This is a genomic window from Arthrobacter sp. ISL-72, assembly GCF_018613755.1.
Lineage (GTDB): Bacteria > Actinomycetota > Actinomycetes > Actinomycetales > Micrococcaceae > Arthrobacter.
Map to the genome: position 1 here is coordinate 276,557 of NZ_JAGGPP010000006.1, position 25,363 is coordinate 301,919.

A 25,363-nucleotide genomic window follows, 5' to 3' on the forward strand; every position below is an offset into this window, starting at 1 on the left:
GGCGGGCGGGCGATTTCTATCGTGCCCTTGCATATGAGGACGCCGCAACCTTCTTCAAGAAGCCCCTGTGATGCCCTTCTACGGGCTTCGGCAGTGCCATCTGAGTAACCCCCGTTCGGGATCAGCCCAGCCCTCGAAGCTTCAACATGCCTCGAGGTGACAGGGAAGGCCATGGGCAACGGGAAGCGAACCCTCAGTACAAGCACATCGCGGAACGCTGCCTTGAGGCACGTATGGCTGGGACTAGGCAAGCAGGGGAGATCCTGCCTAAGAAGGACCCACCTCCCAAGTGAACAATCACTGGCGAAAGTTGGGGGATGGGTGTCGCAGCCCCGCCGCGACGCATGCCGAAGCAAAGCGGCTGTTCAGCGGGGGCTTTCGCCACCCACCGCTGAGTTAAGAGTTGGTGCGGACTTTGACGATCTTCAGGCCGTGCTTATGCATCACGGGTGAGATGGGTTCACGACTCCAGGACCAGCGGTTCACCAGGTCACGGCCAAACCACGTGGCCGTCTACGACGTCGCGAATGCCGTCGGACCCTAGACCGCCACTGGAAACGCCTTGGAAGGACGCTGGACCCAGAGGACTTCACCGATGCCCAAGCCATTGCAGCAATCGAGCGGATAACCCGCGGCAACTTCCGGCTCCTCGAGCGACTGTTCCCCCAGATCACCCGCGTCCTCAAAATAAACCAGCTCGAAACCATCACCGACGACGTCATCGAAGCAGCCGCCAGCATCACCTGCACCGTCCTCACGACAACCGCGCAGGACTCATTGGGACACGTCCATGACAGATCCCCGGTGATCATCCCGCGGGACATGGTGGATCTTGGCTGGACCCGGGAACCACGGACCGTTCCGATATTCAGCAGCTCCTGGACGCCATGCCCGACCCTGCCCTCGCCCCGCGAAAAGTCAGCGACAGGGTCAACAACGTCCGCAACGATGGCCCCGCACTGATCGATCCCGCGTGACCCGGAGGCCCGTTCCCCGGCCCTGACACGCTCCGGACAGCACTGCGGGCATATCCTCCAAAGGATATGCCCGCAGTAGAGCGATTCGGGAAAGGCTACTGGAGCCAGGCCTGCACCTGCTGGGAGTGTGTGTCCACCCACTTCTTGGCGGCTTCTTCGGGTTTCATGCCGTTCTGGATGTCGGTGGCAACCGCATCCTGGTCGTCATTGGTCCAGGTGAAAGCCTTCGCCAGCTTGGCGGCCGGGGAACCACTGTCGGCAAACTTCTTGGAGATGATCTTGTTCAGCTTGTAGTCGGGATAGTCACAGGCCACTTTCTCCGGGTCTGAGTCACAGCCGGGCGTCCACTTCGGCAGATTGACTTTCACCAGCGGAACTTCGGAGAGGAACCACTGCGGCTCGTAGAAATAGCCCAACAGCGGCGTCTTGTTCTTTTCAGCCGAACGGAATGATTGGATGAGGGCCGCTTCTGACCCGGAAAAGACCACCTTGTAGTCGAGCCCTAGGTTCTTGACCAGGGCTTCGTCATTGGTGACGAAGGCCGGGTCGCCATCAAGCACCTGCCCCTTTCCGCCGGACTCCGACGTGGCCAGCAGCGAGGCGTACTTGTTCAGGTTCTTGCTGTCGGTGATGTCCGGGTACTTCTCTGCCATCCATGGTGGTACGTACCATCCGATATGACCTTCGTTGCCGGTTGGACCGGCGTCGACTGCCACCGCCTGATCAGTGATGTATTGCTTGACCAGGTCCTCATGGCCCCAATTCTCGATGATGACGTCAACCTCGCCGGAACCGAAGCCCTGCCAGGAAATCTGCTCCGAGAGATCCTTTTGGACCACTGAGCAGCCGAGCTTCTCCTTGGCGACGTAGCTGTAAACAGCGGCATTGGCGGTGTATCCCACCCACGCATTCATGGCCACGTTGACAGTTCCACATGAAGCATTGCTTGCGCCTGCGGCGGCCGCCTGATTGACCGAGGCACCGCCGCAACCTGCCAGCAGCAAGGCGCCGGCAACGGCTCCAGCGAGTGTCGGAATAGTTCGTTTTAGGATGAGTCCGGCTTTTGTCATGGTTGGAGCTCCTTGTTGTTGGGGGATGTCGCGGAGTCGGGGCGGCTTGTACGTGTCGTTTTTGCTGTGGGGGTTTTCCTGGCAGGGGTGGCGGCGGCAGCCTGTGTCATGCGGTCGAGCAGGATTCCCAGAAAGACGATGGCCAGACCGGCAGCAAGGCCTTTGCCAAAGAGTGAGCTCTGCACAAAGCCGGCTACGACGTCGTATCCCAGGCCACCGGCTCCTACCAAGGCACCCACCACCACCATGGCCAGGACGTAGATTAAGCCCTGGTTGGCAGCCAGCGCCAAAGACTTCCTGGCCATAGGGAGCTGAACCTTGGTGATCACCTGCCAAGGGGTTGAGCCGCTGGCTACGGCGGCTTCGACGACTGTCAGAGATATGCCGGCTATGCCATCAGCGATGATTTTGATGGCCACGGGTGCCGCGTAAATGATGCCGGCGACGATGGCGGTGAAACGGGTGGCGCCGAAGAGTCCCAGGAACGGGACCAGGTAAACGAAGGCCGGCATGGTTTGGCCGGCATCCAGCAACGGCCGCATGAACTGGTCCATCCTGCTGGAACGTCCCATGGCCACCCCGAAGACGACGCCGAGGACCATCACGATTGCGGTGGCAACCAGCGTGCTGGCCAGCGTGACCATGGCGTCGCCCCACAGCCCGAGGTAGACGATCACCGCCAGGCAGAAGGTAGTTAGGGCAGCCAGTTTCCAGCCGCCGAGCGCGTAGGCGGCCAGCGCGATAACGGCGGCCAGGACAACTAATGGCGTTTCTGTGAAGAGCAACTGGAACGGGTTGAGGAAGCCGGTGGTCATTGTTTCGCGGAATGACACCGTGACCAGGAACAGGTGGGTCTGCAGCCACTCGCTTGCCCCGGCTACGCCTCTGACAATGTCTGGCCCGATATTCAGTTCCTTGGGGAATGCGGCCGCCCAGAGCATAGTTCGTGAAACGTGAATCAGGGCCACCGTCAGGACCAGGGTGGCGGAGACCAGGACCAGTCGCGTCCGGCGGGAGGTCTTGCTTCGCCGATGGGCTCCCGGTTCTGCCCTTCTGCTTGCGGCCGTCGTGACTCTGTCCAGCACAATGGCCATGAGAACTATTGACAGTCCGGCATTAACCGCAGTCCCGACGTCGAGGGACTGCAGCGCCCGAACCACCGTTTGGCCCAGGCCGGGTGCGGCGATCAGCGCGGCTATGGTGACCATCGACAGGGCGGCCATCGTAGTCTGGTTGATGCCCATCACGATGGTGCGCCGTGCCATTGGCAGTTGAAGCGTGAAGAGCCGCTGCAGCCCGGTGGTTCCCAGGGAATCAGATGCTTCCCGGGTGTTCTCGGGGATGCCCCTGATCCCATGTGCCGTCAAGCGGATGACCGGCGGGGCCGCGTAAATCAAGGTGGCGATGACGGCGGAGGCCGGGCCGATCAGGAAGATCAACGCCAAGGGGGCCAGATACACGAACGTGGGGAGCGTCTGCATAAAATCCAGGACAGGAGTGACGGCCTTTGCCACGTGCGCGTTGATCCCGGCCAGGACTCCCATCGGGATGCCGATGAGCAGGGTCAGCAACACTGCCGTGGCCATCAGGGCGAAAGTGTAGGAGGCCTCGACGAAGAGGCCCTGCAGGCCAAAGAACGTGAACACTGCGGCCGTGAGCAGGGCCACCCTCGCATTTCCCACGGCATAAGCGGTCCAGCTCAGTAGGGCGACAGTTCCCAACCAGCCGATCTCGGGCAGCCGAAGGCCTGTTGAACTCGCCGCGAATACCGTGATGAACAGGCTGGCAACAGCATCGACGGCGGCCCGCAGGGGCGAGAGCACGTACAGGAAGATTGGGTTGTCGCTGCGGTTTGAAGCAACCCACGCGTTGAATTGGTTGAGTGATCGGTGCAGGTCAGTCAATTCCGATGAGGGCAGCGCCAAGGTACCGAATCCATGGAGGAAGACGAAGCCCAAGAGCCAGACGGCCGCTGCACCCCCCAGCATTATCGTGCGCCGGCTCGGCCTGCGGCGGGCGGCGCGAAGGGGGTCGCCGCCGGTCTGGACCGCCGCTCTTTCACGAAGGAGTGTGGAGGTCATACCGCAGCTGCCTCCCTATGGAGCACGGACAGGATGCTGTCACGATCGACCTGTCCGATGATTTTGCCCCCGTCTTCGACGAGCACGGGGCAGGAGGACTGGATCACAGCCGAAATTGCGTCCCGGATGACCGTGCCGGAGCTGAGGACGGGTGCATCGGGAGGAGTGTCGATCCCCACGGGACGAATGATCCATTTGAGCGTCAGGACTTCAGCGCGGGGCACTTCAGAAACGAAGTCCGCTATGTACTCGTTGGCGGGCGATCCTACAAGCTCATCGCCGGTGCCACATTGGACCGCCTGGCCATTGCGCATGATCAGGATGCGGTCGCCAAGTTTGAGCGCCTCGGAAAGATCGTGGGTGACGAAGACCATTGTCTTGCCCATGTCCCTATGCAGCCTGATGACTTCCGCCTGCATATCGCGCCGAATTAGCGGGTCCAGTGCGGAGAATGGCTCGTCGAACAGGATGGTATCCGGGTCTCCCGCCAGTGCCCTGCCCAGGCCGACTCGCTGTTGCATACCGCCGGACAGTTGGTCCGGAAAATGTTGTTCGTAACCCTTTAGGCCGACGAGCTCGATGATTTCGCGCGACTTGGCGTAGCGGTCATTCTTCGCGGTGCCGCGGATTTGCAGTCCATAGGAGACGTTGTCAAGAACGGTGCGATGCGGCAGGAGGCCAAAGTGCTGGAAGACCATCGACATCTTCCGTCGGCGCAGTTCGCGCAGCTCGGTTGTTCCTGCCTCCAGCACGTCCTGGCCATCCACCAGGATGCGACCCGATGTCGGTTCGATCAGGCGCGTAAGGCAGCGGATCAAGGTGGATTTTCCGGATCCGGAAAGTCCCATGATCACGAACACTTCGCCCTTTGCCACGTCGAAGCTCATGTCGCGCACAGCCGCCACGCACCCTGTCTGCTCCAGTAGCTCGCCAGGGGCCAATCCAGCAAGCTGCTGATCCTTGGGGACCTTTTCGCCGCCTTGCCCGAACACTTTCCATAAATTGCGTACTGATATCTCGGGGCTGTGCATCTGGTAAACCTCATCTCCGACGCGGAGGATGCATCGGGTAGTTGTCTTATGATCAACCGTGATCGCATTACGCAACACTGTGAGGTAAGTCACTGTTGCTTGTCAAGACTTAATTTTTCCCCCGCGAAGCTGTTGACAGGCCTTAGCGGATAAGTCCCTCGTTTCACCTAGTGACGCGAGTTGCGTGTTGCGCACTCAGAAGGTTTTGTTACGATCCAGCTACTGTCCTTGATTAGTACAGCTTGCTGCACGGGCCGGTGCCGAGGATGGCAAGGCCAGCCAGGTCACCGTCTTCGAAGTCCCGAACATTGGAGGCTTCGCCGTACATCAGTTGGTGCGGGTCTTTGACGTGGTCGAGTCCCCAGCAGGTGGCCCAGTTCGTGCATGATGACCGCCGCGGCCACCTGCCTTCCACCACGCTCGGCCAGAACCTCCCCAAACTGCGGTGCATCCCAGGGATCGCAGTCGCAGCTGTAGAGGCCCATGCGTTCGGCTGCCCGGTGCTCGGCGACTTCGCGCGTCATTCCGCGAGCCAGGTACACGAGCACCAGTTCGCTGTGATCGATGTCCAGTGACGGCGCCGCGGACAACGTAGCCTGCGTGGGCCGGGTGGCGCTCAGGAGTTCCCGCTGGGAGCGGACCGAGACGTACTCGCCGGCGCCCATGGAAAGCGCGCCCGCCAGCAGGCCGGCTATGCCACTGAGCAGGACGACGGGACTGGGGACACGTGGCGGCCATGCCCATGACGAGGGAAAGGTTGCTGACCAGTCCGTCGTTTGCCCCGAAGACGGCGGCCGGAACGTGCCGGACAAGCGGTTGCGGCCCCTCGTGGCCAGTCCACGGACGACTTCCTCATGGATCTGCTCATCTGCTGCCATGGCCGGTGTTGCCGCCGGGTCATTGGCTTAGGGGGAAAGGCCTTCGGCACGGTGCGCCAGAGCGAGTACAAAGACCGAACCGAAGTGCCGGGCCAGAAACCCCAGGAACTGGCTCCGGAGTGAGGCGGGGCGGGGCTTGCCGCCTCAGCGCCGTGCAGCCGAAGCCCATGTGCTTCGTGGCGCCCCTCGGCTTCGACCAGTGCCAGCAGGATGTCCCGTTCTTCGCCGTCGCGTCGCTGGGCCAGTTCCCGGTACACAGCGGCTTCGGCCCGTTCATCCGCCAGGTATTGCCGCCAACGCTTGATGTCAGTTGCAGAGGGGTCCGTCCGGCCCGCGTCATGTGGGGGATGGCTGCTGTGCCTATGCATCACGGGGTCAGAGGGGTTCACGACTCCAGGCCCACCCGGTCACCAGGTCGCGGCCATTCCGGGTGTCGTATGCCGTCGCCTCTACCGGCACTTCGATCGGGACCTCCCCAAGGAGTATTACCTGCGCGAGAGGTCTGGCTGCCGCCGAGCAAGTCCGACGGCGGAAGCTGAAGCAGGACCGCCGGCGTGACTTCCCGCTTTAAGCAAGAGTGGCCCCCGTCCAGTGGGCGGCGGCCTGCGTGTTCTTGTGAGCATGGAACCTGGGACTTCCTGACTCAGTTGCCGAGCGGCGAAGGGCCACATGATCATCGGTCCGGCATCAAGATCACGGTGCCGAGGCCAGGACCCGGATACGCCGACGGAATAGCTGCAGCTGCAGCCGCCGTAGACGGCGGCCGCCTCCCGGGCAGCGGGTAGTTCATCGTCCAGCGAGCAGAGCAATGGCTCTTCAACGTGGCCGGCCCGCTCGAGCAGAGCGATCCCCCAGGGGTGGGTGAGAGACGACCGTCGCACCCTTGAGTGGGGTCGGTGACTTGGGTGATCCGGGGGTCATAGCAGTTCGTTGCGGTAGCTGTTGGAGACGATTGGATTGGTCAAGGTCCCCAGCTTTTCCACTTCGACTTCCACGACGTCTCCGGGGCGCTGGCTCTTGTGCCGATACGCAGGGAACCGTAGTTTTGGGACCAGCGGGAGAGCACTTCCGTGCCGCCGGTGCCGTAAAGCCCGCGGGAGAGATGAAAAGTTCCAAGGGGCAGCGGGCATGGCAACAGGCACAGTGAAATGGTTCAACTCCGAAAAAGGCTTCGGTTTCATAGCCCCTGATGATGGGTCCGCAGATGTCTTTGCCCATTACTCCGCGATCGCTTCCAGCGGTTACCGCTCCCTGGAGGAGAACCAGAAAGTCCAGTTCGAGGTAGCCCAGGGCCCGAAGGGTCCCCAGGCGGAAAACATCCGCCCTATGTGAACGCCGGTCCGGACCGGAATCGGGCTAGATGCCTTCTCCGGGCTGGACTGCGTCGAAGAACCGATGCTCCGGCGGGGTTGTTTGTGCTCCTTCCGCCTTGGCCCGGATGAAATCCAGGTCCTGCTGGGAGAGCATTGCCTGGCCGTGCTCGTCACGGTCAGCCCTTACGCCGGTTTCCTGGCAGATCTCTTCCGTCATGGTGCGCGGCAGGATAAGGCATCCGGGGTTGTCGGTGAGCCACCGCTGCGTCGCGGGGCTGAGCCGGTCCCAGTGGTCCTTGATTCTCATCTCCATTGATGATGCCTTTCTTAGCTTCTGAGTTCGCCCGGAGGGACGAGTGCGGTCCCGGTCCGGTACTCGGAGTGTGCTCAGGGTATGCCAGGCGATCGGAGAAAGAGAGGGCGATGCCGCACGCCAGAGGGCAAGCGAGATCGCTGGGCAGGTGTCCGGGATGATGGAGCACCTCGGGCAGCAGCTGACGGCGCTCGTTGAAGAGCTGCGCACGGTTGGTGATCCCGAGGCCACGGAGGCGCAAATCGAGTCGGTGGCAAGCGAGGCCGCCGAGCAGGTCGCCGACCAGGTCGCCGGCGCGAATGTGCGGGCCACCCCCGTGCGGAGCAGGCTCAGCGCCGGGCCGAGGCCGAAAGGGACGAGGCGGACGCTGCGGCCGAGGAGGCAACAGGGAAGAGTGAAGAACTGGCCGAGGACTTGGTCGTCCTCCAAGCCGAGCTGGAGACCGCACGCCAGAGCGGTGAGCAGCTTGCGTCGGAGCTGTCCCAGGTTCAGGCGGCTGCTGCGGCTGACCGAGAGCATGCTCAGGCCGAAGTTGCGGAGCTGAGGGCGGACATTGAGTCCGCGCGGGTGCAGCTGGGGCAGCTCCAGCAGGAGCGTGATGCAGGGGCCAAACAGGCCGAGGCGGAGGAGCAGGCCCCTGCCGAGGCGGAACGGCTGCCGGCGCGGCCGAGAGCCGCGCCCAGGCAGAGGCGGAGCGTGCCGGCCGAGGTGAGGCCGCGATCGGGGAGATGCAGGGTCAGCTTGCGACTGCCCGGGCCGGCCTGGAGCGCGCCCGTGAGGAGGCTGCCGGCCTGCGCGGCGACTTGGCTACGCTGACTGCCGAGCGCGAGGCCGCCCGAGCAATCGTGGAGCTTGAACGCTCCCATGGGGAGCAGCGCGTCAAGGACCTCCATGACACATACGGGCGTCGGATTGAACAACTGCGCCACGAGATAGCCCAGCCCCGTGAGACACCAAGAGGGATGAAAATGGCCGGCTGATTGTGTCAATTCGATCGGAGCCCACTAGGACGGCCCGAACGGTACCCACCTGAGCGACTTGCCGAACCGGCTACGCTGGCATCAACAGTCCACCCGACTCGGCGGATGTGAGGTCAATGGGGCATGCCATGTATTTCCTTGAAGGGTCGGGGATGAACCCGGTTAATTTTCTGGCTGTCGCTGTCGGGGCAGTTGCAGGTGCCACGCTCCGTTTCATCCTGTACCGCAGTCCCGGTTCGGTTGATGGGTCCCGGCGGTCGTGGATCATGGAAGCTGTCCTTGCGTTCGGGTTGGGCCTGCTGGCCGGGGTTGTCCTTGTTACCGGTTCCGGACCCGACCTGTCGCCGGTAGGGCTTGGTGCGCTTACCGCGATGGCAGCGTATGCCGGGACGGCGTTCGCCGTGTCCTGGATGCGGCAGAAAAACGTGGAACAGGCACCCGTCGTGCCCGCAATGCATCTGCTGGTAACGCTGCTCGTTTCACTTGCAGGAGCCACCATCGTGATGGCGATGGCAGGGCCGTTCTAGCCGATACTAGATGGCCCGGCCTTGCGCGGGAGCATGTTTGAGAATGGGGATGAAGGCGATCAGCGCGGCAAGCTGGGTCCCGACAGTGAAGATGGCGAGCCCGGTGAGGGACTCTGAGTAGAGGGCGCCGATGATGGTGGACCCTGCCAACCACGCGAGGCCGTAGATCGCGGTGAAGATCCCGTATCCGGTACCCCGCCGGGCGGCCGGGACAAGGTCGGCGACTGCGGCGCGGAGCGTGGATTCGTGGATTCCCAGGGCTGCACCCCAGACCACCGCGCCGGCCCAGACCAGGCCGGGAGTGGTGGTGAAGGACAGGAACGGGACGGCAGCGGTCAGCGGCAATGCGATGAGCAGACCACGCAGACCGATCCGGTCATAAAGCGCCCCGGAGGCCAGGGCCGCCAAGGCGGCCGCGCCCATGGAAACGGCATATGTGACCGGGATCAGCGCCGAGGGCATCACCCTTCTGCAGTTCCAGGTGATAGGAGATCACACCAAAGGTGGAGAACCCGAACATCGATACGCCGGTGAACGCGCTGTACCACCAGAACCTGGCCGGCAAAGGGGCCCGCGCCCTGATCTGGCCGGGCACGGACACGGGCTCCCTGACAGCCTGGACAGCCTGTGTGTCATAGCGTGCCGGATCCGGCGCAGCCCAGCGCAACAGGAGCACTGCAACAAGGGCCGCCGCCCCTGGGATGGCAAGGACACCGAATCCGAGCTGGTACCCGGAGACTGTGATCATGAGCCCGACAATCAGCGGCCCCAGGAGCGCGCCCGACTGGTCGAGGGCTTCGTGGATCGCGAAGGCCTTCCCGCGCCCCATATCTGCCCCCGCGTGGGAGAGCATGGTGTCCCGGGCCGGGGTGCGGACGGCTTTGCCGAACCGCTCCATGATGATCAGAGCCGAGGCCTGCCACAGGGAGCTCACCAGGGCCAGCAGCGGGACAGCGATCACGGTCAGAGCGTACCCGGCAATGGTTAGCGGCCAATATTTACGGGTCCTATCGGCCAGAGGCCCGGTCCCCAGCCGCATGACCAGGGCAACGGCTTCGCCGAACCCGGTAATGAAGCCGACCATGACCGCCGTCGCGCCGAGGGTGGCCAGATACGGGCCGGTGATGGACCGGGCACCTTCGTAGACGACGTCGGCGAGCATGCTGACCACACCAAACGTCAGCACGAACCCCATGGGTCCGAGCCGGTTCTCCCGGGCAGGATCTGCCTGGGCGTTGGGCAGTCGTGGGTCGTTCATGTCCGGCATGGGGATCGCTCTTATAGGAGGCTTGCCAGGGCCAGCCCGGCCGCCGCCGCGGCCACCGCGGCGGCGGCGGTGCCGACGCTGTTCAGGAGGGCAAGTCCGGTGCGGCGGGACTGGATGAGCCGGACGGTCTCGAAGCTGGCGGTGCTGAACGTAGTGTAGCCGCCCAGGAAGCCAGTGCCGGCGATGGCCTGCAGCTCGACGGGTGCCGCGTGGCCGATCACGGCTCCGGCCACCAGTCCCAGCAGGAAGGATCCGGTGATGTTGATGGCGATGGTGCCCACGGGCAGGGCGGTGCGGAACCGGGACCGGACGAGCCCGTCGATGACGAATCGGGTTCCGGCACCGAGTCCTCCGGCGAGGCCGAGGAACAGGATGGTGAGAGGGTTCATCGGGTGCTCTCCTCTCGGTCGGGGCGGAGGGTCGCTTCCCGCCTCCGGGCAGTCATCCGGCTGTGGTGCCCGGCGGCGACCCGGATCCCGACCACTGTTGCCACCGCGCCGCCGATCACCGTGGCGGCAACATAGATCACCGCGTCCGTGGCCCGTCCGGTCCCGAGCAAGGTGTTGGTTTCCAGGGCCAGGGTGCTGTAGGTGGTGAAAGCGCCCATGAACCCGGTCCCGGCGAGAAGCCGGATGAACCTCAGGCGTCCGGCGTCCGGACCACGACGGACCAGTGCCTCCAGCAGGACGCCGAGCAGCAGCGCCCCGGCCAGGTTGATGATCAGGGTCGGCAGCGGCCACCCGCCCGGGGACGGCAGGGCGCTGCTGAGCCCATAACGGGCCAGGGCGCCGAAGACACCTCCGGTAATGACGACCAGCACGAACCCCGGGTGCAGGTGAACGGGACGGTGGGCGCGGGCCTCGCCGAGCGTGCCCGCGTCCGTGTCCTCTTCGCTGGTTCCTGCCGGGTCACTGTCGATGGGCAGGTGACTGCTCGGGTCGGTTCGTTCCGGAGGTCCGGTAGCTGCCGTGGCCTCGGGGGTGGGCGGTTCCATTAGTGGCCCTCCTGCCGGTGGTGCCTGGTGTGGGGGGCGAGCGGGACGACCAGGACGGGCCGGTGCTGGCGGTGCGTGAGGTGTACCGCGACCGACCCGACGAGCAGTTCCTCGAACCGGGCCCCGAGGCCGCGTTCGCGGGTGCCCACGACGATGATGGAGGCATCCGCCGACTCGGCCAGCCGCCCCAGGGCTCGGGCGGGGTCCCCGGCGAGGGTCACGAACGACCAGCGGACCCCGCTCCCGTCAAGGGCCTCCTGCAGGCGTTCGCGGATGCCGGCGCTGATGCCTTCGATGTCGTCGTCGATCCCGTCCGGATCAATCGGCAGGGTCTCGACCCGGCCGTCGGGTTCTTCGGCCAGGTAACTGGCGACATCCACGTACGCGCAGATCAGTTTGACGTTCAGGCTGTGGGCCAGCTCCGCGGCCCGGTGCGCGACAGCCAAGGGCTGGCCGGGCACGACGCCCATCAGCACAGGCCCGGTGATCCGGCGCGGAACATACGGTGTCGGCCCGGTAGCGGGCCGGGTCTCGTTCTCTGGCTCATTCATGGGCGCTCCTGTCATCTGGCGTTGGCGTCGTTGAGGTAGGTTCCGGTGGGCCCGTAAGGCAGGGAGGGGTCCTCGTCGGTGATTTCCAGGAGCCGGTTGTATTTGGCGACGCGTTCCCCGCGGGCCGGGGCCCCGGATTTCAGCTGCCCGCAGCCTGATCCGACAACGAGGTCAGCGACGAACGTATCATCGGTTTCCCCGGAGCGGTGGGAGACCATCGCGCCAAAGCCACCCTCGGAGGCGGCCGTGAGCGTGTCGAATGTTTCGCTCACTGTTCCGGCCTGGTTGGGTTTGATCAGCACCGCTGTCGCGGACCGGTTCCGGATGCCGTCCCGTACCCGGGCCGCGGAGGTGACGTAAAGGTCATCCCCGACGACCTGTACCCGGTCCCCGAGGGCCGCGGTGAGGGCAGGCCACCCGTCGGCGTCGGTCTCGGCCAACGGGTCCTCCAGGCTCCAGATCGGATAATCGGTTATGAGCCTGTCGTAGTAGGAGATCATCTGCTCCGGGGTGTGGGCCTTGCCGGCGACCGTATAGGTCCCGTCGGCGTAGACGGAGTTCGCAGCCGGATCCAGGGCGATCGCGACCCCGTGCCAGCCCGGGGTGTAGCCGGCGTCCTCGATAGCGGCGACAATCAGATCCAGTGCCTCCTCGGGGCGGGCGATGTCCGGGGCATATCCACCTTCATCACCCAAACCGGTCGCAAGGCCCTCTTTATGCAGGCGCCGGGACAGGGCATGGTAGACCTCCGATCCCCAGCGCACCGCGTCCGGGAACGTCGGCGCACCGGCCGGGGCGATCATGAATTCCTGGAATTCCAGCGGGTTCGCGGCGTGCTGGCCGCCGTTGAGGACATTGAAGTGCGGAACCGGCAGCCGCCCGCCCCGGCCCAGCGTCTGAGCGATCCAGACATGAAGGGGCGTCCCGGCGGCCGTCGCAAAGGCCCTGGCAGCGGCCATCGACACCGCGACGATCGCGTTGGCCCCGAGCCGGGACCTGCCCGGGGTTCCGTCGAGCCCGACCAGCGCCTGGTCCAGGTCCGCCAGATTCCGCCAACTCCGGGAGGTGAGCAGCTCGGCCATTTCCGTCCTGACATTGGTGACGGCTTTCTGCACGCCCCGGCCGGAGTACTCCTGGCCGCCGTCGCGCAGCTCGACCGCCTCATGCGCACCGGTGGATGCCCCCGACGGCGCCGACGCAACCGACACCGTGCCGTCCGATGTCGTGAGCCAGACTTTCACCGTGGGGTAGCCCCGGGAGTCCAGGATCTGCAGGGCGCGCACCCCGGTGATCTGAAGGTCATTCATCATGATGTTCTCCGTTCCTTGTCTCAGGTCCCGCCGGCGGCAGCGACCAAGGCAGCGGCAGCCCGCGCCGCCAGCGGATTCAGATACTCCCCGCCCCGCACCGCCGGCACCAGGCCAGGGGTGAAGCGATAGGCCAGCGGGTGCCCGGTGGGGATGTTCAGGGCCTCGACCTCGGCATGGGAGAGCCCGTCCAGGACAAGGCACAGCGCCCGCAGCGAATTGCCGTGCCCGTTCACCAGCACATCCTCTCCCGCGCGGATCCTGGGGCGAAGGTGCTGGTGCCAGAAGATCCGGACGCGTTTGACCACCCCGCACAGCGATTCGGTGGGCAGGACCGCTTCGGGAGGCAGCCCCGCGAACGCCCGGGTGCGCCGGATCGCGCCCAGCGCGGCGCGTGACATCGGTGGCGGTGCCCCGTAGTAGGAGCGGCGCCAGAAACGAAAGACATCCGGCCCGAGCTCGCTGAGCAGTTCGCTCCTGGCCCTGCCCGTCAGGGAGCCGTAACTGCGCTCGTTCAGCTCCCACGCCGCAAGAACCGGCACGTCAGGGGCGTCAAGGATGTCCAGGACGATGCGGGCGGTGGCCCGGGTGCGCGTCAGCGTGGAGGTGTAGACCGTGCCGGGGGAAAAAGATGAGTGGACCAGCAGGGCCCCGGCGCGGGCCGCTTCGTCTTCCCCGAGCGGGGTCAGGGGCGGGCCGAGCAGGCCGGTGAACCGGTCCTGGGCGTTCAGGACGCTCTGGCCATGGCGGAGCAGGAGAAGTGTGCCGGGTGCGGGCATGAGTTACCTACCTTCGGATCAGCAAAGGTAGGAACCATTAGCCAGGAGGCGGTTCGAACGCCCCGCGCCTTACGCGCGGGCTGTTCCGGCGGGATCCATCACCGTGAACAGAGACTACAGGCACGGCGGCGCCAACCGCCACACTATGACGCAGTCACTCACCTTGGTCAGCGCCTTGGCTGCCTGGTTTGGGCCAGGCCTCCTCCGGGTCGGTCGCCAGGTACAGGGGCAGACCCCAGCCCGCGAAAAAGCCGATGGCCTCGATCCAGGACGTGTTCTCTATGGCCCCCACCGGGGCCCCGTAGTCCGTCATGGACTCGGTCAGCTGCCGTATCCGGCCCCGGATCTCCCGCAGACGTGCAGCCACCGCGTGGCGGAGCCGATCGGCAGAGAACGCCGTGCCGCCAGGTGGAAACAGCACAGAAACACCCAATCACCGGTTCCCTCCGCCGTACCGGGATCACAGTCCGGGCAGACCCTGTCCCGCCAGAGGGCCACGGTTTCAAGGCACCAAGTTGTGGTGTGGACCATGGCATTTGCCTCAGCGGTGAGGGCTTCGGTGTTGGAGTTCGCGTAGCCCATCCGCAGACCCGGCAGATCCGGGGAGGCCATATCCTGGCAGATCCGGCACGGTCCGACAGGGAGAAGCGCCTCCTCCGGATGCCGGTGCAACAGTGAACTCTTCCGGTCCAGCCCGTCCGCGACATGTTCAAGGAGATCCTCATACAGGATCGTGACGTCAAAGGGCTGGTGCCCTCCGCGGGCGCCCGCGCCTGCCTGCCACAGCTCAACCTCCACGACCGCGTAGGCCCAGGTGTGCCGGGGACACAACCCGAGGGAGGCGCGCAGCAACCGGCGCATGCTCCCGTCCATGATGTCTCCGTGGATGAACGACCAGAGTTGGCGCACTTCCTCCACGGATAGTTCCAAGGGGCGGACGGGCACCAGGACGCCGGTGAGCCTATCCCTGTCCGGCGTTGCCGGGATGCCCGGCCCGCTCCGGGTTCCAGCCCTGGCGACCATCCTGCCCTTCACAGTCGGGGCAGGAACCATCAGCCAGGTCGGCGGTCCGAACCGGCAAATCAACCGGTCCCGGTGGGATCCATCACCGTTACAACAAGGCTAAACCCGCCGGCTTCGTCCGGCATCACGTCAGGGTGGCATTCTTCTTCCCGCCGCCGCGGTCCTGGCACCGGTCGACGCGGCAGGTCAATCAGCCGCCGTTCGGAGCGCACGACGTGAGTCTCTATGGCGAGGTGTACCCGCTGCCGCAGGGCAAGACGCTGTGATACATCACCATGCCCTCTGTCGGGAACATGAAGCTGTTCTCCCTCAGCACGGACAACCCTGGTCCGCTGCCACCGGCCCCTGCCGCCCAGTCCATCGCCTCTGCCGTCAACAACGTGGCTGTATCCGATGACTCCAACCCCGGAGCCGGCGATTTCGACGGCTCAGGCAACAGCTACTCCGCAGGCGCGTTGGCCAAGTACGGCATCACCGCCGGCGGCAAGGTCACCGTCGAGGGGGCACAACTCACGTTCCCGTCCCAGAGTCCAGGCACAGCCAACGCTGTGGCATCGCAGGGCCAGACGCTCAGCGTCGACGACTCCGGACACAAGATCACACTGCTCACGGCATCCAACGACGGCGACATCCTGGGCTTCCTTCGGGTCAACTACACCGATGGCACCAGCGAGCAGTTCCCGATCGAAGTCGCCGACTGGTTCAGCAGCAACCCCGCGCCCGGTGGAAGCCTGGTGGCCAGCACCGCATGGAACCAGCGGCCGGGGAACAACTCACCCCACGCCGTCGGCCTCTACGGACTGACCGTCGACACCGGAGCATCCAACGCGAAGACCATCGCGTCCATCACCCTCCCGAGTGATGGCCGACTAAAGGTGTTCTCCGCCGCAGTGCACTAAGAACACTCCGGGAGCCACAGCCCACCTGCCACGCGCAACGTGTGACTTCCGGATATGCCAGTGAGGTCCCCTTGGTCAGCCAAGGGGACCTCTGGTTGTTTCAGATGGATCCGGTGCGGGATCTTCCAGATGCAGCTGTCGCCGACAGGTCACCGGTCCCGAGTTTCGCCCCGGGCGTCACGATTTTGGTACTGGCGGGTAATGCTTGTGTCCGGGTTTTCCGGTGCTGGTCCACGTACATGTTGGGGTGTGTTGTTGATGGCCCGGCGTCCGGCGCCTGGGTAGCGCACCGAATGTTCCTCCACATGAGCCAGTGCGCTTGTCTGCTGCTTCCCCGGCAGCGGGTCTTTGCGGGGCCGGTCAAGCAGCCGGCCGGCCCCGTAATCTCCGTTGTATTCGTAGCGATCACCGCCGTAATCGCCATTGCGTCACTGTTTTCGATCTAGCTGTTCGTGCTCTCAATCGACCGGAACATGCCAGTCATATCCCCCGATGTAAAGCCCTCCCGCTGGTACAGGGCCACGGCGGCATCGGTGGCGAACAGCCCGACGAACGCAGTTGCCGGCGCTGTGCGTGCCACATACTCCATAAGCCGGCTAAGCAGTGCTGAGCCGATTCCGTGGCCTTGATAGGCGGGCAGGACAGCCACGTCTTGCATGTAGAAATACTTGACACCGTCCCCGACCAAGCGCGCCATGCCGATGACCTCATCGTCGTCAATGGCGATGACTCCTGCCAAAGATCCATCCAGGGAAGAAGGCAAGGTCTCCCAGTCAAAGGCATGGGTCCAGCCGACCGCTTCGGCCAATCGGCGGTGTTCAGCGGCGGTGGGGAGACGATCAAGAAGTGTGAAGGGATCATCCATGTTGACGATCCTGTCATCAGCCGGTGTCTCACAACAAGGATGGAGACACGACCTGAGCCGTTAGATGGAGCCGTGCAGCAATAGACCCCTGGTTGTCAATGCTCCAGGCTGTCGGGCCACCTACGATCCTGGTGACGTCCAAAGGGTTGTTTCCCCGGTACGGATCAGTCCAGCGGGAAGAGGCCAATGAACCAGAAGGAGACCACCGCAAAGACCGCGAAGAACGGAATCAGGCAGCCAAGCACTTGTTTGGATGGGGACGCGACCTGGAACGACTGGCCGGGATCGTTGGGGTTATAGGCCACCTCCAGCGGCGAGCCGGTAACAGGTTGTTCGGCGTAGGAGACTTCGGATTCTCCTGAGTGAAGGTCTCCCTCCGGGCCAGCAAACTGGTACGTGGGCCAGTAGCGCCGGCTGCGGGTGGTGTTGCCGGCGCTGCTGGTCCAGCCCGCCCGGCTGCCCGTGACAGTGGCCTGCACCTTCGGCCAGGCATCGATCAACCGTTCCCGGCGCTTCGTCTTCCGTACAGCGTGGCTGCAGGCTGCGGTGGCAGCCACGACGAACAGCGACCAGATGATGTACAGCACGATTTTCAAGACGTCCCCCAATTCCACTCATCAAGCAGTATGTCAGCTCACCCCTGCACGGCCGGACAGCCTTCGCGGATTCAGGTAGAGGACCGGAAGACACAGCGTGCAAAGCACGGCTCCGGCCGGTTGTAACTCCCCTGGTTGCCGCACACGCTGCATATGGATGAGACGGTGTGATCAAGAACTGAGTGCATAAGCAACCTATCCAAAGGGCACCAACGCGACCGGATCACCCTCCGTGACGAAGATGCGTTCCAGCCCCGAGTCCAGCAGAATCCAAATTGTTTATGCGTCCGGCGTACGCTCACGGACGATTCCGGTGCGGCTGTAGTTCCCGTTGTGGATCACCTCGATGCGATCGCCCGGCTGGAAAACTCACCATAACCGGGCCTGCCCTGTCGGCTTCACGGGCTCGTCGTAGAGGCGCCTGCGGGCGGCAGGACGATTCTACGCTGGTGCTTTCCGGCCCTTCAGTATGTGGCTTTTGACGATCATGAGGGTCCTCCAACTGTGAATCATCGGGTCAAATGACGAACCCAGAGGACTGCCTTGAGCAGCGGCATCCGTTGCCTTCTCCCTGGGCGGGTCAGGGACCTTACCGGCGCAGGAAGATTTCGTGACGCGGTGGGTGGGCGCAGCGGTGGGGGAGCGGCATTTCAATATCCACTCTGCGTCCGCGCGTCACGATTCCGCGTTGCGCTCGTAAGGAAGGTGTCCGATTGGAATCCGGCACCTGGAACCGTTCCCCAGCGACGAGTACGAAGGGTCCGCCGATTCAGCTCCGGACTGTGGGTCACGCGCACGACACCCCCCGTGGAGCGTGGAACACGAACCGTGGCCGGCCGGACCCTGACCGGCCGGCCACAACCAAAACCCACCCCTTATCGTTCTTTGCGGCCCGTAAGCGCGTCCCTTTGCAGAATGGAGGAGAGAACATCTCAATTGCAATCAACGGGATCGTGCCGGGAAGCCTTCTCACACCTGAGAGCGTCGAGGTCCAGGTTCTATTCATGCTTGCCGTTGGCGCCCTCGTTGATGTGTGTCTCCTGGGTGGGGTACTCCTCATTCTGCTGATGGGGTCGCTGATTGCGGTCGCGGCATCGCGTGGAAAACGGAAAGGCGGACGGGCAATGCAACCGACAACCGGCCAGCCATGCGCTCTCTGCCCCCACAAAAAATTTCCGAGACCGTCTAACGCTCAGCACAGAGACCTTGGCCGGACCGCCCCGCATGGAGCGCGGATGAATCGGGACGGCCTTCACAGAACAGAAAGGACACTCCCATGCGGACTCAAAGATCTCCGAGCCCCAGATACGAGCTACCCTCCGGCGTGAGGGCCAGGGCAAACGTTCTGCCGGCACCTGGAGATGATCTCCTGGAACTGCCTGGCGTCAGTGAATCCCGTCTTGACAAGAAGCTGATCGCAAGAATTCTCGTGGACAACCACGGGGACTACATGAGCCTTGGCCTCTTCGGCTGCCTCATCCGTAGCCAGGCACCATCAAGCGCGGGAAGACCGCGTTGTTCTGCTGTACCTCGGACATCTGCTCGCCGAGGGTTACGTCACGATCGGTGACGTCTACGACGGCGAATTCCTTTCCTGGAACTGCGGTGTCGCCGAAGCATTGTCCTGGGTGTCCGGGACTAATCCATTTGGGACATGGCCGCTGCGCCTGCCCCAGTCGCTGTAACCACACCGAGATACCACCTGTTCACGTACGACAGGAGCTCTGCGGGAGACTTGTCAGGATGAATCGTCGCAAACGCTCAATGTTATCGACCGCTAATGGTTGCTGAACGTCCAGGGCCTTCTTGAGGCCTGCTTTGACAAGGGCCTTGCTGTCGAACTTCTTGTTTTCTGCCACTAGTTGATTATGGCTGTGAGTCACCGTGTTTTCGGAAGGTGACAAAAAGGGATCTCAAGACGCCTGCAAACACACCCAGCCCGGATACGGCCCGCAGGTCAAGACCAAGCCGCGCTCATACCAGCGCATCGGCTCAGACGCGAGCGCCCAGGTTCGCCCGTGATACTCAAAGCTCACCGGAACACCGGCGGCCGAGATTTCCACTAAAACCTGTTCCACCCCTCAATTTTACGGCCCTGGATACAACAGGCCATGCCGGTAATCCAGGCTGGAACGGCGGGGGAGTGGAGGGGTGAGAAGGGGCGGATGGATCTCAATTCTTGACGGCCTCTGCGATCTGCAGTGCGGCCTGTGCTGGCGTGAGATGTGTCGTGTCGACGACTTCGGCTTCGTCGTGCAGCCACGTGCGGGCGGCCTCAGCGTAGGGCTCAAGGTATTTGAGACGGAACGGGGAGTTGGGGCCAAGAACATTGTCCCCCGCGATGCGCCCGCGGAGGGTGTCCTGGTCGGCGTGGAGGACGAAGTGGCGTACGGGAATGGCATGTTCGGCAAAGCCCGCGCCGATCTCGCGCCAATACTCCTCGACCAGGACCGTCATGGGCATCACCAAAGTGCCACCGGTGAAGTCGAGTACACGGCCAGTGCTGGAAGTTGTCCGTTTCGGGCAGCCCAGGCGTGATGTCCAGGAGCGTCTCACCGACCTTCTCAGCGTCAAACACCCGAGAATCAGGGATCAGCTGCTGCACGAATGCGCTGGTCGTCGTTTTCCCTGCGCCGTGCGTGCCATTGAGCCATATGATCATCGGACTCAATGGTAGCGCCGCGCTGCCCATAGAACCTGGCGGGTCTGGTGGTGGGTCCGTCAGTCAGTGGTACTCAAAACGCAGCGGCACACCCTCCGCCGACGTCTCCACCAGAACCTGTTCCACCCGTCAATTGCCCGGCCCCGGCTCCGGGAGGTCATCCCGGTAAGCCAAGCTGGAACGACGGGGGAGGGGAGGGGCGAGACGGGCCTCCGGCGGTCCTCCCCCTGGGGAAGGTGGCACACCCGCATAGGATGACCCCGAACCCGTACAGGTCATTGACCGTCGGCGAGTTCAAGGACGCGGCCAACGGCAGTGTTGTAGACGCCGTGTTCAGACGCTGGCAGGCCATTGAGACCGTCCGTCACGAGCCTAAACAGCAAAGCGCGGATAAGGTACTGAGGAAAGTCCAGCGCCGGGCTGATCGTTTCGAGCAGAGACAGCGGCGCACCCTCGAAGCAGACGGCGTCAATGGCGATCACGGCAATTGAGTAGTTCAGGGGACGCCAGTAGAGGGTCAAATCGATGACGGCGGGTGGAAGAACGGGGTCGAACAAGACATTTCCGGTGAGATCGCCATGAACGATGCCAGGGGGATCGAACACCTGCCGCCGTGTGCTCACGAGGTCTGCGATGTAGGGAGCCGTGATGGGCGGACCGTCATATTCTCCCCAGGCGAAACGGTCAGCCTTGGCCCAGGCGTGGGTTCGCTTATCGACAAAGTCAGGGCGCTGTACTTGAGCGAAAAGCGCGCTGAAGTCACGCGCGATTTTTGCCAGTTCCGTCCATCTGCCGGGCTGGTGCTCGCCGGTGAGGTAGGGAAATGCCGTCCAGCCGTCGACAATGAGCTTGCCTGACCGGCTTCTGATCGGAAGGCTCAGGCGCAGCTCATTGCCGGCGCTGTGTTCGCGCGCGACTTCGTCCAACCAGAGCAACTCTTCGGGAAGCACATCAAGAGGCTTCAGCGTCACGTGGCCGACTCTCCAGGCCGTTCCTCGGCCGCCCTCCAGCTTGAACAGGGTCCCGGCGGCCCGGAATTCAGCTTGGGTTTCGATCGGAGGATGCACCTGATCACTATACGAGGCGAGCAGGGAACGGCGGTCTCACTTGCCCTAGTTTCTAGGAACAATGAGGTCAGGGCGGAGTCGCGTTTTATCCGAAGCGAAGAAGTTGTCCTCTTCATCCATCCAGCTAGGCCAAAGCGCCCTGTGACCTTCTCCGTCCCGCTTCATGCCGCGTTGCAGACGCTCTTCCTTTGGAGCCTCCACCCATACCGCGAATGCAATCCTGCCAATGCTCTCTTTTCTGGTGCACGTGACGCCTTCGATGAGCACCACCGGACTCCAGTTCACCGTTGTCTGTCCCAGGGAATCACCGAACTCGTCCCCCTCCCAATCCCTTTGCTGGTAGGGGGCCGGGTGCCCATTTAGCAGTGGATCCAGGACCTGTTGCTCGAACCTGGGCCACCATCCGGCAAAGTTGTTCCAGGAAAAAGCCTTCTGCGTGCAGTTCGTTGATTTCTTCATTCCGAACCATTCCGCGCTATTCAAATGCGATCGTCATGCTGAACAGCATTGCAGATGCCGCCGCCTGCCGACCGCCCCGGCTAATGTAGGCAGATGCCAGACATCACCATGACGATCAGACGTGCCTCCATCAACGATGCTGATAACGTGTGGCTTCTTGTTCATGATTTCGCGCGCACGTTCGCGCCGAAGCGGGAACCCTTTGGCCTAACACTCCGTTCGTTGCTCCAAGCGCCCCAGACGCTTGTCCTGGTAGCCGAGCAGGGTGACGGATCCGTCGTCGGCTACCTTCTAGCCCATTGCCGAGCCACCTTTCTTGCCAACGGCCCTGCTGCCTGGGTCGAAGAGGTAATGGTGGCCGAGCGGGTATGACGGCAAGGTGTGGGACAGGCTTTGATGGCTGAGGTCGAATCGTGGGCTCAGGCGCAAGGCGTCGCATATATCTCCCTAGCGAGCCGGCGGGCGGGCGATTTCTATCGGCAGTGCCATCTGAGTAACCCCCGTTCGGGATCAGCCCAGCCCTCGAAGCTTCAACATGCCTCGAGGTGACAGGGAAGGCCATGGGCAACGGGAAGCGAACCCTCAGTACAAGCACATCGCGGAACGCTGCCTTGAGGCACGTATGGCTGGGACTAGGCAAGCAGGGGAGATCCTGCCTAAGAAGGACCCACCTCCCAAGTCAACAATCACTGGCGCGAACTGCAGCCTAATCCTAGGTGCGCTGTTGCTTGCCGCCCGAAGTGCCCGCCTGCCGCGGGCAACCGCGGCAGCGGCTGCGCTTACCGGGCTCGCCCTGTTCGTCGTGATGGTGGCCTGGATGCCAGTGTCCTCCGGGCCGCGCTGATGGGAGCGATCGGGCTGGTATCGCTTGCCGGCGGCCGTGCCGGACGCGGACTCAGCTTCCTCTGCCTTGCGGTGATCGGGCTCCTGCTGGCCGATCCCGCGCTGGGGACCAGCTTCAGCTTCCTCCTGTCCGTACTGGCCACGCTAGGCATCGTGCTGGCCGGCCCGCGGATCATGGAATGGCTACCGGCGGTCGTTCCGCGCTGGTTGGCCGCCGGCCTCGCCGTTCCGCTTTCCGCGCAGCTGTTCTGCGGGCCGGTGATCGTTCTGCTGCAGCCGCAGTTTTCGTCGTACGCGCTGCTGGCCAACATGGTGGCGGCCCCGCTGGTGGCACCTGTCACCATCCTCGGCACCGCTGCGGTCCCGCTGGTGGCCCTGGCCCCCTGGGCAGCCGTCGTACCGATGGCGGTTGCGGGTGCCGGCCTGCCGTGGCCTGAGGGGCCGTTCGGTGCCCTCACCATGGTGTCTTTGTCAGCCTGTAAGCTGCTGGCACTGTGGCTGGTCCTTCACCCCGCCGGTACGTGGAGGCTGGTCCTGGGTAGCCATCGAAGCGTCGTCAACGTGCTGGACCTCTGGACGGTCTTCGCTGGCTTGGAAGCGCGACGCCACCGTGGGAGTCTTAGAGGTATTAGTCCGAAGTCCGGGAGGAAACCAGAGTGGCTGCTGCGCCCAAAGCACGATCCAAACCGGCGACCTCGGCGACGGCCACCTGGCGGGACGTGACTCCGGCCCGGGTTGTCCTGATCGGCGGCCCCGAAGAATATCTGGGCATCAGGGCCATGGATCACATCAGGTCGCAGGTCCGCGCAGCGCAGCCCGACGTGGAAATCAGCAAGCTCAACGCCGGAAGCTACGAACCCGGGTCCCTGGCCATGAACGTCAGCCCTTCACTCTTCGGGGAATCCAAGCTGATTGAAGTCGAGTCGGCGGAATCGATGAACGATGCCTTCCTCGCAGATGCGCTCAAGTATCTGGCAGACCCTGAGCCGGACGCCGTTCTGGTGATTCGGCACGGCGGCGGAGTGCGTGGCAAGAAGCTGCTCGATGCGATCAAGGCCGCCGGCTGGCCCGTGGTCGACTGCCAGCCGCTGAAGAAAGACGCCGACAAGTCCGCCTTCGTCGCCGCCGAATTCAAGGCGGCCTCGCGGCGCATCCAACCCGAGGCTGTCCATGCCCTGGTAAACGCGGTCGGCGCCAACCTGTCCGAACTCGCCGCCGCCTGCAGCCAGCTCATCGCGGACGCGGCCACAGCTGTTGATACGGACATGGTGGACCGCTATTACGGCGGCCGGATCGAGGCGACTGCCTTCAAAGTGGCTGACGCCGCCCTGGCCGGCAACGGACCACTGGCGCTGTCCACGCTCCGCCACGCCCTTGCAACGGGAGCGGACCCCGTGCCGCTGGTCGCAGCCCTGGCCGCCAAACTCCGTACGGTCGCCAAGGTGGCAGGCGCCCAGGGGTCCTCGGCCCAGATCGCGCGGCAGCTCGGCATGCAGCCGTGGCTGGTGGAACAGGCACAGCGGGACGTACGCCGCTGGACGCCCGAAGGGCTGGTCCGGTCTATCCAGGTGACCGCCGAAGCGGACGCCCAGGTCAAGGGCCTCGCCCGCGATCCGGTCTATGCAGTGGAGCACGCCGTCACCGTCATCGCGACCTCGGTCCGCCGCAACTAAGGGCCGCAGGCAGCCACTTCGCGGCCGCCTCCGGAGGACGGTCGGCGTGGAAGCCGCCCGCAAGGCCGCAAGAGAGCGGCTTAAACGGATGTGGCCGGCACCCCTGAGGGCGCCGGCCACAATCATCAGTTCAGTTGAACTGGAAAACCTTAGAGTGCGTTGACCTTCTTGGAGATCGCCGACTTGCGGTTTGCAGCGTTGTTCTTGTGAAGAACGCCCTTGCTGACAGCCTTATCCAGCTTACGGCTTGCAGCAACCAGCGCAGCAGCAGCGGCATCCTTGTCGGTGGACTCAACGGCGGTGTTGACGGCGCGGATGGCCGTCTTCAGCTCGGACTTGACTGCGTTGTTGCGCAGGCGAGCCTTCTCGTTGGTGAGGATGCGCTTCTTCTGGGACTTGATATTAGCCACGTGTGAACTCTCTTTTTAATGCGGAAATGGTCTAGAGGGCTTTCAGATTGGCCATTGACTGAGCGGCGTGGGGATACCTATGGCGGCCAACCATCAGTGGCCGTCGACCTGCACGGACACACAGCTGTCAATAATAGCAGACGGACTGCAGCGTGGTTTGCCAGCCGCAGACTCCTGCGGGTCGGTCTCCCGCCCGCGCAGGTCAGTTCCAGCCGTGAACCTCACGGAGGGCCGTGGCGACCGCGTCGAATCGCTTCTTGTCCAGGATGGCGCCTTCCCTGCGGATGTCAGCCGGGCTGATCTGCAGGATGCGGTCCAGCTTCGCTTCACTGGGACGGCCCTGCCGGTCCCACATGCCGGTCCCGATGTCCACGTAGTTGGCTCCGCCGCGGTCGTCCTGGTCGTGGTCTCTGCTGGTGAGCATGAGTCCCAGCAGATAGCGCCCGCGGCTTCCGATCAGGAGCACCGGCCGGTCCTTGCCCTGCGAATGGTCTTCTTCATAGGGGACCCAGGTCCATACGATCTCGCCCGGTTCCGGCTTGCCGTTGGGGGCCGGGGCGTACTTGGCACTCGCGGCGCCCGTGAAGTCGCCCGGGTATTTTCCACTGACTCCTCCTGCTGTACGTGCCGGAGCTGCTGTACCTGCCGGAGCTGCGCTGCGGGGCGCACTCGGACGGCCCGGGGCTGGGCGGGGAGCGGTCGGCCGGGGGCGGCCAGCGGCGGGACGCCGTTCCAAGAACCGGATAGCGGTGCGGACAGCCTTGCCGAGTGAGTGGAGGTTCAATGCCATCCTGCAAC

Annotated in this window: 30 protein-coding genes, 2 pseudogenes and 2 riboswitches; of the genes and pseudogenes, 11 read left to right on the forward strand and 21 right to left on the reverse strand. The window is 63.9% G+C overall.

The window, feature by feature from the left end:
- Positions 1 to 534: 534 nt before the first annotated feature.
- Positions 535 to 741: pseudogene (locus J7I92_RS23765) on the forward strand (ATP-binding protein); the annotation flags it as partial.
- A 36-nt stretch (positions 742 to 777) separates the two neighbouring features.
- On the forward strand, positions 778 to 963 hold the full coding sequence (locus J7I92_RS24525) for a hypothetical protein (RefSeq protein WP_396020359.1): 186 nt from the start codon (positions 778 to 780) through the stop codon (positions 961 to 963).
- Positions 964 to 1,072: 109 nt separating this feature from the next.
- Here J7I92_RS24525 and J7I92_RS06655 read toward each other — a convergent pair whose 3' ends face one another.
- From J7I92_RS06655 to J7I92_RS06670, 4 genes and pseudogenes are all read right to left on the reverse strand, one after another.
- Positions 1,073 to 2,047 carry an ABC transporter substrate-binding protein gene (locus J7I92_RS06655; protein ID WP_214838717.1) on the reverse strand — a complete coding sequence of 325 codons (975 nt, stop codon included), beginning with the start codon at positions 2,045 to 2,047 and terminating at the stop codon, positions 1,073 to 1,075.
- Complete coding sequence (locus J7I92_RS06660; RefSeq protein ID WP_214838719.1) at positions 2,044 to 4,128, reverse strand: proline/glycine betaine ABC transporter permease; 2,085 nt, start codon at positions 4,126 to 4,128, stop codon at positions 2,044 to 2,046. Before J7I92_RS06660 ends, J7I92_RS06655 begins: the two co-directional genes overlap by 4 nt.
- Positions 4,125 to 5,159 (reverse strand): glycine betaine/L-proline ABC transporter ATP-binding protein, encoded by a 1,035-nt coding sequence (locus tag J7I92_RS06665; RefSeq protein ID WP_214838721.1) that lies wholly within the window; start codon positions 5,157 to 5,159, stop codon positions 4,125 to 4,127. The genes J7I92_RS06660 and J7I92_RS06665 overlap by 4 nt, the downstream gene beginning before the upstream one ends.
- Before the next feature lie 455 nt (positions 5,160 to 5,614).
- A pseudogene (locus tag J7I92_RS06670) lies at positions 5,615 to 6,405 on the reverse strand (VIT1/CCC1 family protein); the annotation flags it as partial.
- Between the two features lie 760 nt (positions 6,406 to 7,165).
- Here J7I92_RS06670 and J7I92_RS06675 point away from each other — a divergent pair.
- The gene (locus J7I92_RS06675) at positions 7,166 to 7,369 is read left to right on the forward strand and encodes a cold-shock protein (protein WP_214838723.1); all 204 of its coding nucleotides are present in this window, start codon (positions 7,166 to 7,168) and stop codon (positions 7,367 to 7,369) included.
- Between the two features lie 24 nt (positions 7,370 to 7,393).
- Here the strand turns inward: J7I92_RS06675 and J7I92_RS06680 are convergent, their stop codons facing one another.
- On the reverse strand, positions 7,394 to 7,663 hold the full coding sequence (locus tag J7I92_RS06680; RefSeq protein WP_251039536.1) for a hypothetical protein: 270 nt from the start codon (positions 7,661 to 7,663) through the stop codon (positions 7,394 to 7,396).
- A 728-nt stretch (positions 7,664 to 8,391) separates the two neighbouring features.
- Between J7I92_RS06680 and J7I92_RS06685 the strand changes: the two genes are divergently transcribed.
- Together J7I92_RS06685 and J7I92_RS06690 are read left to right on the forward strand one after the other, a co-directional pair.
- A complete protein-coding gene (locus J7I92_RS06685; protein ID WP_214838725.1) occupies positions 8,392 to 8,643 on the forward strand; it encodes a hypothetical protein in 252 nt (83 codons plus the stop codon).
- Positions 8,644 to 8,795: 152 nt separating this feature from the next.
- Positions 8,796 to 9,170 carry a hypothetical protein gene (locus tag J7I92_RS06690; protein ID WP_214838727.1) on the forward strand — a complete coding sequence of 125 codons (375 nt, stop codon included), beginning with the start codon at positions 8,796 to 8,798 and terminating at the stop codon, positions 9,168 to 9,170.
- A gap of 6 nt (positions 9,171 to 9,176) precedes the next feature.
- Here J7I92_RS06690 and J7I92_RS06695 read toward each other — a convergent pair whose 3' ends face one another.
- The 9 genes from J7I92_RS06695 to J7I92_RS06735 form a co-directional block, all read right to left on the reverse strand.
- Positions 9,177 to 9,593: an MFS transporter gene (locus tag J7I92_RS06695; protein ID WP_214838729.1), complete on the reverse strand. Its 417-nt coding sequence runs from the start codon at positions 9,591 to 9,593 to the stop codon at positions 9,177 to 9,179.
- Entirely contained in the window at positions 9,547 to 10,428 is an 882-nt protein-coding gene (locus J7I92_RS06700) for an MFS transporter (RefSeq protein WP_214838731.1), read from the reverse strand. Before J7I92_RS06700 ends, J7I92_RS06695 begins: the two co-directional genes overlap by 47 nt.
- 20 nt (positions 10,429 to 10,448) lie before the next feature.
- Positions 10,449 to 10,826: a CrcB family protein gene (locus tag J7I92_RS06705; RefSeq protein ID WP_214838733.1), complete on the reverse strand. Its 378-nt coding sequence runs from the start codon at positions 10,824 to 10,826 to the stop codon at positions 10,449 to 10,451.
- A complete protein-coding gene (locus tag J7I92_RS06710; protein WP_214838734.1) occupies positions 10,823 to 11,431 on the reverse strand; it encodes a CrcB family protein in 609 nt (202 codons plus the stop codon). The genes J7I92_RS06705 and J7I92_RS06710 overlap by 4 nt, the downstream gene beginning before the upstream one ends.
- Positions 11,431 to 11,982, reverse strand: coding sequence for a universal stress protein (locus J7I92_RS06715; protein WP_214838735.1), 552 nt, complete (start codon positions 11,980 to 11,982; stop codon positions 11,431 to 11,433). The genes J7I92_RS06710 and J7I92_RS06715 overlap by 1 nt, the downstream gene beginning before the upstream one ends.
- 11 nt (positions 11,983 to 11,993) lie before the next feature.
- Positions 11,994 to 13,292, reverse strand: coding sequence for a phosphopyruvate hydratase (gene eno / locus J7I92_RS06720; protein WP_311380180.1), 1,299 nt, complete (start codon positions 13,290 to 13,292; stop codon positions 11,994 to 11,996).
- Between the two features lie 20 nt (positions 13,293 to 13,312).
- Positions 13,313 to 14,068: a 2,3-bisphosphoglycerate-dependent phosphoglycerate mutase gene (locus J7I92_RS06725; protein WP_214838736.1), complete on the reverse strand. Its 756-nt coding sequence runs from the start codon at positions 14,066 to 14,068 to the stop codon at positions 13,313 to 13,315.
- Between the two features lie 21 nt (positions 14,069 to 14,089).
- A riboswitch (Fluoride riboswitch) is annotated at positions 14,090 to 14,180 on the reverse strand.
- Positions 14,181 to 14,222: 42 nt separating this feature from the next.
- Positions 14,223 to 14,381, reverse strand: a complete 159-nt coding sequence (locus J7I92_RS06730) for a hypothetical protein (RefSeq protein ID WP_214838737.1) — start codon at positions 14,379 to 14,381, stop codon at positions 14,223 to 14,225.
- Between the two features lie 8 nt (positions 14,382 to 14,389).
- Positions 14,390 to 15,091, reverse strand: coding sequence for a hypothetical protein (locus J7I92_RS06735; RefSeq protein WP_214838738.1), 702 nt, complete (start codon positions 15,089 to 15,091; stop codon positions 14,390 to 14,392).
- Between the two features lie 13 nt (positions 15,092 to 15,104).
- Positions 15,105 to 15,187, reverse strand: a riboswitch (Fluoride riboswitch).
- Between the two features lie 179 nt (positions 15,188 to 15,366).
- On the opposite strand from J7I92_RS06735, the gene J7I92_RS06740 reads away from it, so the two are divergent.
- Entirely contained in the window at positions 15,367 to 15,990 is a 624-nt protein-coding gene (locus tag J7I92_RS06740) for a hypothetical protein (RefSeq protein ID WP_214838740.1), read from the forward strand.
- A gap of 442 nt (positions 15,991 to 16,432) precedes the next feature.
- Here J7I92_RS06740 and J7I92_RS06745 read toward each other — a convergent pair whose 3' ends face one another.
- Positions 16,433 to 16,855 carry a GNAT family N-acetyltransferase gene (locus J7I92_RS06745; protein ID WP_214838742.1) on the reverse strand — a complete coding sequence of 141 codons (423 nt, stop codon included), beginning with the start codon at positions 16,853 to 16,855 and terminating at the stop codon, positions 16,433 to 16,435.
- Between the two features lie 164 nt (positions 16,856 to 17,019).
- A complete protein-coding gene (locus J7I92_RS06750) occupies positions 17,020 to 17,442 on the reverse strand; it encodes a DUF3592 domain-containing protein (protein WP_311380191.1) in 423 nt (140 codons plus the stop codon).
- A 1,466-nt stretch (positions 17,443 to 18,908) separates the two neighbouring features.
- Here J7I92_RS06750 and J7I92_RS06755 point away from each other — a divergent pair.
- Positions 18,909 to 19,136: a hypothetical protein gene (locus J7I92_RS06755; protein ID WP_214838746.1), complete on the forward strand. Its 228-nt coding sequence runs from the start codon at positions 18,909 to 18,911 to the stop codon at positions 19,134 to 19,136.
- A gap of 487 nt (positions 19,137 to 19,623) precedes the next feature.
- Here the strand turns inward: J7I92_RS06755 and J7I92_RS23775 are convergent, their stop codons facing one another.
- The 3 genes from J7I92_RS23775 to J7I92_RS06770 form a co-directional block, all read right to left on the reverse strand.
- On the reverse strand, positions 19,624 to 19,908 hold the full coding sequence (locus J7I92_RS23775; protein ID WP_251039537.1) for a hypothetical protein: 285 nt from the start codon (positions 19,906 to 19,908) through the stop codon (positions 19,624 to 19,626).
- Between the two features lie 480 nt (positions 19,909 to 20,388).
- A complete protein-coding gene (locus J7I92_RS06765; protein WP_214838747.1) occupies positions 20,389 to 21,180 on the reverse strand; it encodes a hypothetical protein in 792 nt (263 codons plus the stop codon).
- Positions 21,181 to 21,225: 45 nt separating this feature from the next.
- A complete protein-coding gene (locus J7I92_RS06770) occupies positions 21,226 to 21,639 on the reverse strand; it encodes a hypothetical protein (RefSeq protein WP_214838748.1) in 414 nt (137 codons plus the stop codon).
- Positions 21,640 to 21,732: 93 nt separating this feature from the next.
- On the opposite strand from J7I92_RS06770, the gene J7I92_RS06775 reads away from it, so the two are divergent.
- The 4 genes from J7I92_RS06775 to holA all read left to right on the forward strand — a co-directional run bounded on the left by J7I92_RS06775 (position 21,733) and on the right by holA (position 24,155).
- Entirely contained in the window at positions 21,733 to 22,011 is a 279-nt protein-coding gene (locus J7I92_RS06775) for a hypothetical protein (RefSeq protein WP_214838749.1), read from the forward strand.
- Between the two features lie 9 nt (positions 22,012 to 22,020).
- The gene (locus tag J7I92_RS24530; protein ID WP_396020360.1) at positions 22,021 to 22,188 is read left to right on the forward strand and encodes a hypothetical protein; all 168 of its coding nucleotides are present in this window, start codon (positions 22,021 to 22,023) and stop codon (positions 22,186 to 22,188) included.
- 294 nt (positions 22,189 to 22,482) lie between these two features.
- Entirely contained in the window at positions 22,483 to 23,205 is a 723-nt protein-coding gene (locus J7I92_RS06780; RefSeq protein ID WP_311380181.1) for a ComEC/Rec2 family competence protein, read from the forward strand.
- A complete protein-coding gene (holA, locus tag J7I92_RS06785) occupies positions 23,139 to 24,155 on the forward strand; it encodes a DNA polymerase III subunit delta (protein ID WP_214838750.1) in 1,017 nt (338 codons plus the stop codon). The genes J7I92_RS06780 and holA overlap by 67 nt, the downstream gene beginning before the upstream one ends.
- 149 nt (positions 24,156 to 24,304) lie before the next feature.
- On the opposite strand, the gene rpsT is transcribed toward holA, so the two are convergent.
- Both rpsT and J7I92_RS06795 read right to left on the reverse strand, forming a co-directional pair.
- The gene (gene rpsT / locus J7I92_RS06790) at positions 24,305 to 24,565 is read right to left on the reverse strand and encodes a 30S ribosomal protein S20 (protein ID WP_011692086.1); all 261 of its coding nucleotides are present in this window, start codon (positions 24,563 to 24,565) and stop codon (positions 24,305 to 24,307) included.
- 202 nt (positions 24,566 to 24,767) lie between these two features.
- Positions 24,768 to 25,355, reverse strand: a complete 588-nt coding sequence (locus J7I92_RS06795; RefSeq protein WP_214838751.1) for a type II toxin-antitoxin system PemK/MazF family toxin — start codon at positions 25,353 to 25,355, stop codon at positions 24,768 to 24,770.
- Positions 25,356 to 25,363 lie beyond the last annotated feature (8 nt).

Coding starts and splice junctions, on each gene's coding strand:
- J7I92_RS06655 (WP_214838717.1), bottom strand. CDS start 2,047: ATGACAAAAGCCGGACTCATCCTAAAACGAACTATTCCGACACTCGCT.
- J7I92_RS06660 (WP_214838719.1), bottom strand. CDS start 4,128: ATGACCTCCACACTCCTTCGTGAAAGAGCGGCGGTCCAGACCGGCGGC.
- J7I92_RS06665 (WP_214838721.1), bottom strand. CDS start 5,159: ATGCACAGCCCCGAGATATCAGTACGCAATTTATGGAAAGTGTTCGGG.
- J7I92_RS06675 (WP_214838723.1), top strand. CDS start 7,166: ATGGCAACAGGCACAGTGAAATGGTTCAACTCCGAAAAAGGCTTCGGT.
- J7I92_RS06680 (WP_251039536.1), bottom strand. CDS start 7,663: ATGGAGATGAGAATCAAGGACCACTGGGACCGGCTCAGCCCCGCGACG.
- J7I92_RS06685 (WP_214838725.1), top strand. CDS start 8,392: ATGCAGGGTCAGCTTGCGACTGCCCGGGCCGGCCTGGAGCGCGCCCGT.
- J7I92_RS06690 (WP_214838727.1), top strand. CDS start 8,796: ATGAACCCGGTTAATTTTCTGGCTGTCGCTGTCGGGGCAGTTGCAGGT.
- J7I92_RS06695 (WP_214838729.1), bottom strand. CDS start 9,593: ATGGGCGCGGCCGCCTTGGCGGCCCTGGCCTCCGGGGCGCTTTATGAC.
- J7I92_RS06700 (WP_214838731.1), bottom strand. CDS start 10,428: ATGAACGACCCACGACTGCCCAACGCCCAGGCAGATCCTGCCCGGGAG.
- J7I92_RS06705 (WP_214838733.1), bottom strand. CDS start 10,826: ATGAACCCTCTCACCATCCTGTTCCTCGGCCTCGCCGGAGGACTCGGT.
- J7I92_RS06710 (WP_214838734.1), bottom strand. CDS start 11,431: ATGGAACCGCCCACCCCCGAGGCCACGGCAGCTACCGGACCTCCGGAA.
- J7I92_RS06715 (WP_214838735.1), bottom strand. CDS start 11,982: ATGAATGAGCCAGAGAACGAGACCCGGCCCGCTACCGGGCCGACACCG.
- eno (WP_311380180.1), bottom strand. CDS start 13,292: ATGATGAATGACCTTCAGATCACCGGGGTGCGCGCCCTGCAGATCCTG.
- J7I92_RS06725 (WP_214838736.1), bottom strand. CDS start 14,068: ATGCCCGCACCCGGCACACTTCTCCTGCTCCGCCATGGCCAGAGCGTC.
- J7I92_RS06730 (WP_214838737.1), bottom strand. CDS start 14,381: ATGACGGACTACGGGGCCCCGGTGGGGGCCATAGAGAACACGTCCTGG.
- J7I92_RS06735 (WP_214838738.1), bottom strand. CDS start 15,091: ATGGTCGCCAGGGCTGGAACCCGGAGCGGGCCGGGCATCCCGGCAACG.
- J7I92_RS06740 (WP_214838740.1), top strand. CDS start 15,367: ATGCCCTCTGTCGGGAACATGAAGCTGTTCTCCCTCAGCACGGACAAC.
- J7I92_RS06745 (WP_214838742.1), bottom strand. CDS start 16,855: ATGGATGATCCCTTCACACTTCTTGATCGTCTCCCCACCGCCGCTGAA.
- J7I92_RS23775 (WP_251039537.1), bottom strand. CDS start 19,908: ATGACGGTCCTGGTCGAGGAGTATTGGCGCGAGATCGGCGCGGGCTTT.
- J7I92_RS06770 (WP_214838748.1), bottom strand. CDS start 21,639: ATGAAGAAATCAACGAACTGCACGCAGAAGGCTTTTTCCTGGAACAAC.
- J7I92_RS06775 (WP_214838749.1), top strand. CDS start 21,733: ATGCCAGACATCACCATGACGATCAGACGTGCCTCCATCAACGATGCT.
- J7I92_RS06780 (WP_311380181.1), top strand. CDS start 22,483: ATGGGAGCGATCGGGCTGGTATCGCTTGCCGGCGGCCGTGCCGGACGC.
- J7I92_RS06795 (WP_214838751.1), bottom strand. CDS start 25,355: ATGGCATTGAACCTCCACTCACTCGGCAAGGCTGTCCGCACCGCTATC.